The following is a 10,823-nucleotide window of genomic DNA, read 5'->3' as shown; positions in this document are numbered from 1 at the left end:
AGAGAAACTCATGAAAGAAACGATTTCCATACCAAAGAATGTAAATACAGGAGATGATCTGGATTATGATTACCTAAGAGGTGTAGGTGTTGATTATATCGAAAAGATCGGAAGCAAATTATGGACAGATTATAATGTTCACGATCCTGGAGTGACTATGCTGGAAATGTTGTCATACGCGATTACTGATCTTTCTCAACGAATTGAGATGCCGATTCAGAATTTATTAGCCTCAAAAGAGAATAATAAAAGTAAGATGCACGAGCAGTTTTTGTCGGCAATAAATATTCTTCCTACAAAACCTGTCACAGCATTGGATTATCGAAACTTGTTTGTTCACGTACAGGGAGTGAAAAATGCTTGGATCAAATCTCATGATCAGTATATCCATATTAATTGCAAAACGCATCCCGCAGAACTGTCATATAATGTGATTGATGAAAATCAGGTGTTACCGGCTCCATTTAAATTAAAAGGACTTAATGATATTATTCTGGATCTGGAAGAAGAAGTTGTAGATACAGATAGCATTATCAGCGTAGTGAAGGAAGTATATCACCAAAATAGGAATTTGTGTGAAGACATAGTAGATGTTACGATTGTAAAGGAAGATCCGATAGCTATTTGTGCTTATATAGATTTAGAACCTGGAGCTGATGAAGAGTATATTCTAGCATTGATTTACCAAGCAATAGATCATTATTTTTCTCCATCGGTAAACTTCTATTCTTTACAGCAGATGTTTGATAAAGGGTATACTACGGATCAAATTTTTGAAGGGCCTATTCCTTTTTCCCAAGCTTGTGTTGATTTCGAAAATATCAAAGGAGGATTTATAGATAAGGAAGAATTGATAAATGCTGACCTTAGAAAAGAAGTTCGGCTCTCAGATATCATCCAATTAATCATGAAAATTGAAGGTGTTAATGTCATTAAAGATATTTCTATTGGTAATTGTGATGGGACTTTAGGATTAGAAGGATCTTGGAATATCTGTATTAAAGACTGGCATAAACCAGTTCGTTGTGATAAGAGTACTTTCAATTTTACAAAAGGATTATTGCCTATCGGAATTAATGAATCCAGAGTTGCTGCGAATATTGCAAAACTTAAAGCAGAAGAAAAAGCAAAACAACAAAGTGTTAGTATAGAGGATGTAGAAATTCCTCTGGGGAGTTACCAAACACCAGAAAGTTACACTACAATTCAGAATGATTTTCCGGATACGTATGGAATTTCTTCATTTGGGCTTCCTGGAAATGCAAAAAAACAACGAAGAGCAAAGGCAAAACAATTAAAAGCATACTTATTGTTTTTTGACCAGATATTGGCCAATTACTTTAAACATTTATCGAAGGTCAAAGATTTATTATCTGTAGATGAAAATCTTAAAAAATTATATATAGATGATGTAGTATTAACAGAATTTGAAGAGTTAAAAGCTAAACAAACATATTATACTCAGCAGGTTGAGGATATTGCCGATATAGAAACTATAATTTCTGATCACTCTAATTATGAGCAGGATCTTATAGAGATTATGAGTGAGGTAAAAGGAGATGAAACCAGTAGTGAGGTTTTTTATAAAAGACGTAACGAGCTTCTGGACCATTTGATAAGTCGATTTGCTGAGCGATTTGGGGATTATGTATTCGTAATGAAGTTGTTATACGGAGACAACGAAAGTGCTAATGACGAAATCTTAAGAGCAAAACTTAGTTTTTTGCAAGGCTATAAAGAAATTAGTTGTGCAAGGGGAGTAGGATTCAATTATTGTAATCCCAAAACAACAGCAGATGATAACGGTATTTGGGATACTAAAAATGTTTCGGGAGTACAGAAAAGAATATCAAAACTTTTAGGAGTACTTGATTATACAAGAAGAGATCTGGCATCGGAGTTTTTAGAAGTTTACGAAGAACTGGATGAGGATGAAATTATCGAGTATAGATGGAGGATTAAAAATGAAAGCCAGGTACTATTATCTTCCAGCAAACACTATCATAATCTGGCTGATGCTTTTGAAGAACTTTTTCGTGCATATCATTTGGCAAAAAATGCGGATAATTATGACTTTAGATTGACTGAAGATGGTACACAAACCTATTTTAATTTAATCGATCCTGATATCACAGATCCCGAAAATGAAGATTGGATTATTGCAAGAAGGATTGCTTTTACGGATACAGAAGAAGAAGCAATAGATGCAAGAGACACTTTAATAGCACTTATTAAGGGGATTAGCGCAGATGAAGGGATGTATATCATAGAACATATTTTGTTACGTCCCGATACTAATAATCTGAATCAGTTCGATGCTGAAAATCCAGATGAGTTATTACCAGATGCCAGTCCACAAGATTTTATGCCTACGTGTTTGGATTCTGAGTGCAAATCCTGTAGCCCTGTAGATCCTTACTCTTTTAGAGTTTCTATTATACTACCTGGTTGGACAGAAAGATTTGGTAATAAAGATTTCAGAAGATTTGCAGAACAATTAATCAGAGAAGAATTACCGGCTCATGTGTTAGCAAGAATCTGTTGGGTTGGATATCCAATAGGTTTAGTGCCTGATGAGGAGAATGATATGTTCAACCTGCAGGAAAAGTACAAAAGCTTTTTAGAACAACTGCATTGCGATACGATCATTGATAGTAAGTCGGCCATAGAAAATTATAGAACTACAGTGAATGAATTGGTAAAATGTATGAATGATGCACATACAATTTATCATACCGGACGATTACATGATTGTGATAATGATGATACCGAGGAAACAGGAAATAAAATAATATTAGGAAGAACAAATATTGGCAACCTTTAAAAAAGAAGAAAAGTCATGGCAACAATAAGATTAGAAGAAATTACAACGCAATATCGATCCTTTGTCGATGATCAGGTATTGACGGCAGAGCAGCTTAATACAATAATAGAATATTTTGAAGATCAGCATAGACTAACCCGTGTTTGCTTAAGTGGAGTAGGTATTGTGTGTGGTCTTGATGTGACCTTTATAGAAAATACTTCTATTACTGTATCGGATGGATGTGCAGTAACCACAGATGGGGATTTGATAAAGTATTTAGCTAAAACGTATACTCACGCTAAGCTATTTGAAGACAAAGATGCTAACTACAGTAAATTTATCAGTATCTCGGGTATTCATGAATTACTAACTACAGAAGAGTCTCAATCGACAGAGGCTTCAGAATTAAATACGCTGGATGATATTGCAGATAAAGTAGTTGTGCTATATCTTGAAAATTTCGCAAAAGAAGAAACGCCATGTACTTCTACCGATTGCGATACTCAAGGTGAGGAACAAGTTGCCAATATAAGAATGTTACTACTGTCCAAAAATGATGTAAAGACAATCAGTAATAAAACTAATGACCCAATATTTGACAAACATAACAACATCAAAAAATTCATTAATCTTCCTGAGATTTTCGTTAAACGAGTTATTCTCAAAAATGAGTATGTACTTGGTAAGCTGAGAAATACGATTATTTCACAAAATTCTAATACGGCTGATTACTTCAAATTAAAGAAAAGCTATCACGATGTTATAAAAAACACCTCTGTTATTACAGATCTAAAAGTAGGAATCACCAGATTGTTTACAGATTTCAAGACCTTACTCGATACAGATTCGTTGGCTGTAAAAACATCAACCGCTATTAATAATAGAATTGATGCAATATTCAATTTTAAGATAACCAATATTCCTCTGGATATTCAATATCGTTATGATGTGTTAAAGGATGTGGTAAGTACTTATAATGAAATCAAATGCCTTTTGTTTGATTTAAGAGTCATCTGCTGTCCGGATAAAAATTCATTTCCTAAGCATCTACTATTAGGCGAATTAACTCCTGCTTCAACATATCTGGAATGTAGACACAGTTTCTATCCTTCGCCTATATTACCTAATGGTAAAGAAAAATGGGAAGAGATTAGAAATCTGATATTGAAGATATATTATATGTTACAGGAATATAACATAACACAATCCGCTTTTACAGATATCAAAGTTACTCCATCATTGAATTATGATACTTCCCTTAGCAAGCGCTCTATTCCATATTATTACAGTACCTCAAAAAATCTTATTGAAAATTGGAACTACATAAAAACTAAGAAGTTCGAAGAAGATCAAAATTTAGGATACAGAAGTACAAATCTTTCTGGTATTGATCCAATTCAGAATCCTTTAGATTATAATATCGATGGAAATGATTTTTATAGAATCGAAGGACACTTGGGCAAAGATTATCGTACAGCAATAAAAGATCTCGATACGATCAAAAATGAAAAAGGATTAGCTTTTGATATCAAAGTATTAAGTATTGATGAGACTTTAGAAAGTCTTGATCTTTCTGATTATAAATGCCAGTTTGAGGATCTGAATGCAGTTTTAAAAGCTTGGCGAGCAGAGCAGAATTGCTTAAATGCCAATGTGGCAAAGTTTTTCTCAGGATTTAGTACAAAGGATAAGGGAAGACACAAATATTATAAAGTAGATAGTTTTGAAACTGCAGCAAGTTCAGGTGTGGTCTCCGAAGTACCGATTGTTTCAGAAAGAGCATTACTGTCACCGATAACCTCAATAACGAGCAGAACCGCCTCTATAGATACTGTAGCATTAGACGCTTCTTTTAGCGAAATAGGTGGATTTCAAACCGTATATGATGTAGATACTGTAGTGATTGACAATATTATCAAAGAAGAAGATGTCCTGGGAAAAGTTATAGATAAAGCTTTTAAAGAAAAACCAGAAGGTTCTGCAGAGGATATTATTGCAGTGATCAAAAAAGATATAGATGAAGATCCAGTAATTTCTACCTGGGAAGCTGAAGTGAAAGATGTTGCGATTAATCAACCGGCAGAGATTCTGGCACATACCAAAGTGGCAACACGATACATTCCCAATAGTGTGGAGGAAATGGACGTTAAAAGAATCAATGATTACAAGATTACGATAGCGAGTTTATGCGAAAAAGTAGAGGCTTATAAAAAAAAGACAACAGGTTTATTGTATGCGGAATCTACAAATTATAGAAGAGCAGGTTTTGAACAACAATATGCGTTATTGTTAAATCAATTATCTATCAATTGCTGCGCTGCCGAAAAAATCGAAATACTATTAGAGGAAATTCAAAAGCGTAAGGAAGAAGTATTGGCACAAAAGCTTTTATCTAAGTTCGTTGAAAAGCATAGTGGATTAGAACATAAAGCAGGGGTACAACCAGGTGGTACATTTGTGATGGTGTATAAAGGAAAAAGTAAGTCAACTGGTAGAACACCTTCTTTAGTAAGTAATGTGATTAGTGCAACTAACTTGCCTTCGATTAATCTATTAGGAGTTAACAACCCAACGATTAGTAGGGCAGAAATTAATCCAACATTAGCCACAAATCCCAATGTTTTTGCAGTTAATCCAGCATTGACAGAATTAAGTGTCGCAGATTTTTCGAGATTTGGAGATTTATTAGTGCCACCAATCGCCAATGTGACAGAGAATACCGTTGTGGCTGATTTTGCATTACCATATCTATGTTGTTCGGATTGTGCTCCAACAGCATTTATTATTCCTAAACAACCAGTTTCTCTTCGTTTACCAGTGGATTTTGTTTGTCTGCATGATGGTACAACACCAATAGCATTTGAGGTGATTCCGGCAGATGGAATTGTTACTGCTGATGTTGAAGATGGTACTGGCGGAGTTATACAGATTGATGGTAAGTACTTCTTTGACGCAACACAAATTAGTGATTCGTTGTTAGGTAAAGAGATTGAATTCAGGGTAAATGAACAAATTACAGAAGCCAAAATTATAGTGTTTAGAAAACCTGATTTTGATTTTACTAATACGGAGCCAAAATATTCTAATGACAATACAGTAGCATCCGTAAACTTTACGGTTCAAGGAGTTGATTTACCAGCAGGTGTTACCTATTTCTGGGATTTTGGAGATAATACATTACCTGATAACAGAACAGATGAGAATCCTAGACATGAATATAAATTACCTGTAAATAACACCAATTTAGTTACAGTAACATTAACAATAACCAATGGTAAATGTAGCCATTCAGTTTCTCACGATATTCAATTCGAGGTTGAGGTGGTGGATACAGAGTGTATCGAAAACGCGAAAATTACTATTGAAAAAGGCTTAGAAGAACTACCGCAGTTTAGCGATATCTCAGAGAATATCAGACAAGAAGTCTTTGATCCTACGATGACTCAATATAAAGAAGTATTGGAACAGTTTGAAGCATTTATTAATGGAGATCTTGATGAGGAATTAAATGAAAGGTTTGTAGGCTTAATACGAACTACGGCAAAAACTATTCTGACACTAGATAATCAGGATACTTTCGAGTTTTTCGCTGTTACAAATATATTTAGACTGCAAGTTCAATTGGTGTATAGCATCCTATGCTGTCAATCCAATGAATTATTGCAAAAGTTTGAAACAATAATTGAGGAAGTACTGGTAGAAATTAATCAGTCTCTCGAGCAATTCAGAGAGAATCAGATAGAAGTAGACAAAGAAGGAAGACTTAAAGAGTTCCTAAATACTACTCTGGAGAAAGTGGAAGAAAAAGAACTTTTACTAAGAAATATTAAAATACAATTAGAAATTCTCAATTCCTAAAAAGTATGATTCAGCAAAAACATATCATAAACAAGGTGTTCTTTGAGGTCAATACGTCAGATACTAAAACGGCATATGATCTTAAAGACAACCTTGATATGTTTTTAAAACAGAATTTGCTACCAACAATTCAAGCATATTTTGATAGTTTAACTTCGGTAAAAGATCAAATATTCCGATTTGATAAACTAGAATTAAGTATTGATAGTACAGATGTAAAAGATCAAGTACAGTTACAATTAGATATCATCAAATCACTTCAAAAACAGGTAAGCCTGAAAAAAGAACCAAAAACTTTTGAAGAAAAAGATGCGACATTTTTGATTACTGATAAAGAAAAAAGTGATGTCGAGACGTTTCTATATTTTTTGAAGTCAGGTCAAAATCCTTGGTGGGATTCAACAAAGGATATAGAGGATACCAAGTTTTTAGAAACAGTTATTTCTAATAAAAATTTTAGGGTAAAGTTAGAAGAATCTTTACACAGAACTGAAGTGCGCAAAAGATTGATATACCAATTTTCTGATGAAATATTGATAAAAATTTTTACTAAAGATCAACCTGTTCTACGGTTTCCAAAAATCCTTAAAAGAAAAGCGGTTAGAGAAAACTATTGGGAAATACTTCTGAAATATATAACAGATAGAAATAATAAGTCTTTGCAAGAAGGCTTGGTATTAGTATTTACAAAGCTGAAAAAAAATCTTTTAGTTGAAAAAATTGTCGATGAAGTAGTATCAGAAAAAGAAACACGGATAGCTGAATTGCAAAAGATAAACAGACTGCAGAAAACTGCTAAGCAACAGGAATTATTACAGCTGAAGGATTCTTTAATAAAAAGTTTGATGAAATTGGTTTCCAAACAACTTAAATTAACTCAAAAAATAACCATCTCTGAGCAGATCGTTTATAATGATTTAACGAAAGAATTAAAGACGCAATTTGATCCTGAGATTTTAGAAGAGCTTATAAAAGTAAGTGTTGATAGATTTTATAAGATACTTCAGAAAGAGTTTCATAAGTTTCAGGAAAAGGTGCTTCCTTTTGCTTCTGAATTGATATCAGAAAAACTGGATCACTTTCGATATAATGATATAGAAATTTCGGATAGATTAATAGAAAAATTTAAATATCATAAGCTTAAAGAAGATCAAAAACTAGAAACAGAATTTCATATATATATTCAAAATTCAGGGTTATTATTATTACATCCATATTTAGGGAGGTTATTTTCTGAACTAAAACTACTTAATGACCAAGGCAAGATTAAACCCGAAAAAGTAGAGTTGGCTATCCATTTATTGCATTTTCTAGCTACTAAAAGAGAAAAAGAATCTGAAAGTAACTTGGTTTTTGAAAAATTCTTGTGTGGTCATCCACTAGATAAACCGATTCGCAAAAATGTAAGACTACCACAAAAGTATAAGGAAGAAGCAGAGAGTTTGCTTCTGGCGGTATTGAAAAATTGGGAAGCTCTAAAAAATACTTCACCAGACGGATTAAGGGAGAATTTTATAAAAAGAGCCGGTAAATTGATGTTTGATGATCCATCCAAATATCGGGTCATAGTCGAACGCAAAACGCAAGATATCTTATTAGAGAAATTACCGTGGAATCTAACAATAATAAAGCTACCGTGGATTGATAGGCTTCTATTTGTAGAATGGTAAAACAGAATACCAGCAAGAATAGTAAGTAGCTAATCCTGTAACCTACTTTACAAGCGATAGCTAAAAAATATAAAAAAGCATCAGATGAAAATAACATTGTACATTCTGGCACTGTGTATTATTACGATCACGCTATTGTATCAGTTTGATATAACAATTTTGGAGCTGAAACCATTAAAGGATATTGACCTAAGTACATTATTGATTTCATTTCCAATCCTATTGGCATTGGTCGAGCGATTTAATGAACTTTTTGTGGTCCAAAAAATTAATCAGGTTCGAGAAGTTGAGGATACAGGAAAAGAAAACCCGAAGAAAAATTTCAGACATACAACCTTAACATCGTTCACCATAGGATTACTAATTGCCATAGTTGGGTTCAGGATTTTAGAAACATTTATGAACCCACCTACAGAAACTCTAGTATTCCAGAATGTGGCGTTCAGAAGCCTGGATTGTATACTAACAGCCTCAATAATTGCAGGTGGTACAGATGGTTGGCATCAACTGGTAAGTCTTATCAGTGATATAACGAAAGCAAAACGAAAAAAAATTAAGGAGGATACGGCATGAGATTACAAAGAAAGAAAAAACCGAGAACTCAGACTCAGGGAGAAAAGTCTTTTATCCAACCTAAATTAAAAGTTGGACAACCTGGGGATAAATATGAGGTAGAAGCGGATACGATGGCGGATAAAGTAGTGAATAAAACTTCATCTAATTCAGAAGGAGCTATTCATAAAAAAGGAGTTTCAGAAGAAGAAGTACAACAGAAACCCTTGGCATCATCTATCAGTCCTTTAGTACAAACAAGTATGTTTAAAGATAGGAAAGAAGGAGCCGTCCAGAAGATGGAAGAGGAAGAGGCTGTTCAAGCAATGGAAGAAGAAGAACCAGTGCAAAAACAAGAAGAGGAAGAGGCTGTTCAAGCAATGGAAGAGGAAGAACCAGTGCAAAAACAAGAGGAAGAAGAGGCTGTTCAGACAATGGAAGAGGAAGAGCCAGTCCAAAAACAAGAGGAAGAAGAAGCTGTTCAAGCAATGGATGAAGAGGAGTCAGTTCAAAAACAGGAAGAAGAGGAAGAACCGGTACAAGCCAAATGCGATGATTGTGAAAATGAAGAATCCGTTCAAAAAATGGGAGAAGAAGAGGAGGTACAAACCAAATCTAACTCAAATACAAACACTTCTAACAAAGGCCATAAGTCATCCGATTCATCTATAGAATCCAAGCTAAAAAATAGTAAAGGAAAAGGAAAACCGATTTCTGCTGACACAAAAAATGAAATGGAATCTGGTTTTGGAGCAGATTTTAGTAATGTAAATATTCATACAGATAGCAATGCAGTTCAGATGAGTCAGGAATTAGGAGCTCAGGCTTTTACACACGGTAATGATGTGTATTTCAATAAGGGGAAATATAATCCGAATTCTAAATCTGGGAAGCATTTATTAGCGCACGAACTTACGCATACCGTACAACAAAGCGGAATGGTAAATAAAAAGATTCAGAGGAAGCACAAACTAGAAAATGATCCTAAAGATGCACCATCAGGTATGAAATGTAACATAGCCGATAGCAGTGCATCCGGGATTCATATGAGTATTAATCATGGTGTAGGAAGTAGTAATTTATCTGCATCAGACAAAAGTATGTTGTCCAACCTGGCAATGAATTGGCATGCTTCTGGAGGTAATGATGTTATTAGGATTGATGGTTTTGCCAGTATCGATGGAAAACCAGGACTTAATTGGGGATTATCATGCGATCGAGCAGAAAAAGTTGCGCAAGAACTAATGAGCCCTTCAGATGGATCAAAAGGAATACCACTTACTAACATCAAAACGTTTGCAAATGGAGAAACCAATCAATTTTCTAAATCTTTAGCACCGAATAGAAAAGCTATGGTAACTATTCCGAAATCTGTTCCACCACCCACTCCTAAAAAGAAGAAACCTAAAGAAAAAACGATAACGCTAAACGTTGTTCACGTCAAAGGGAGCAGTGGTAATATATCAAGCGCAATAAATTATGCAAATAATGATGTATATCATCAAGCAAATATTAAAGTAGTTAAAGGAAAAGAGATCACATTATCTCGATTCATTTCTATAGCCTTAATAGGAAGTGATCTTGTGCTAGAAGAGTTTAGTAGTGCTACCAGCCCAACAACAGAAGAAAGAGCATTATTGCCGCTGAATCAGAAGAAGAATCAAATAACCCTTTTTTATGTCAAAAAGTTAAGTAAAGGAAGTCTCGGTGAAAACTTTAGACCCGGTCATGGAACGGGACTTTTAGGAACTGTAGTAAGTAATTCTGGGACAGATAACACGGTCTCTCATGAAATGGGGCATATGTTGTTGGATAGAGGGACTCATAATGTTCCAGATGATACGTATTTGATGCATGCAACAGCATCAAACCCTAAAAAACTTACACCAGAAGAAATCAAAACCATCAGATCCAGCCCTTTTGTGAAATAAGAATTG

The 10,823-nt window shown here is 34.3% G+C and carries 5 protein-coding genes; all 5 read left to right on the top strand.

Annotated elements, in window-relative coordinates; genetic code table 11:
• Nucleotides 1-10: 10 nt before the first annotated feature.
• The 5 genes from ACFSR1_RS23505 to ACFSR1_RS23485 all read left to right on the top strand — a co-directional run bounded on the left by ACFSR1_RS23505 (nt 11) and on the right by ACFSR1_RS23485 (nt 10,817).
• Entirely contained in the window at nt 11-2,824 is a 2,814-nt protein-coding gene (locus tag ACFSR1_RS23505) for a hypothetical protein (RefSeq protein WP_378295481.1), read from the top strand.
• Nucleotides 2,825-2,839: 15 nt separating this feature from the next.
• Nucleotides 2,840-6,664, top strand: coding sequence for a PKD domain-containing protein (locus ACFSR1_RS23500; RefSeq protein WP_378295480.1), 3,825 nt, complete (start codon nt 2,840-2,842; stop codon nt 6,662-6,664).
• Nucleotides 6,665-6,669: 5 nt separating this feature from the next.
• A complete protein-coding gene (locus ACFSR1_RS23495; protein WP_378295479.1) occupies nt 6,670-8,334 on the top strand; it encodes a contractile injection system tape measure protein in 1,665 nt (554 codons plus the stop codon).
• An 84-nt stretch (nt 8,335-8,418) separates the two neighbouring features.
• Entirely contained in the window at nt 8,419-8,907 is a 489-nt protein-coding gene (locus ACFSR1_RS23490) for a hypothetical protein (protein WP_378295478.1), read from the top strand.
• Nucleotides 8,904-10,817, top strand: a complete 1,914-nt coding sequence (locus tag ACFSR1_RS23485) for an eCIS core domain-containing protein (protein WP_378295477.1) — start codon at nt 8,904-8,906, stop codon at nt 10,815-10,817. The genes ACFSR1_RS23490 and ACFSR1_RS23485 overlap by 4 nt, the downstream gene beginning before the upstream one ends.
• Nucleotides 10,818-10,823 lie beyond the last annotated feature (6 nt).

The organism is Aquimarina rubra (assembly GCF_042684305.1).
Taxonomy (GTDB): domain Bacteria; phylum Bacteroidota; class Bacteroidia; order Flavobacteriales; family Flavobacteriaceae; genus Aquimarina; species Aquimarina rubra.
The sequence above is the reverse complement of the archived record's forward strand: the minus strand, read 5'-3'. Positions and strand labels throughout refer to the sequence as shown.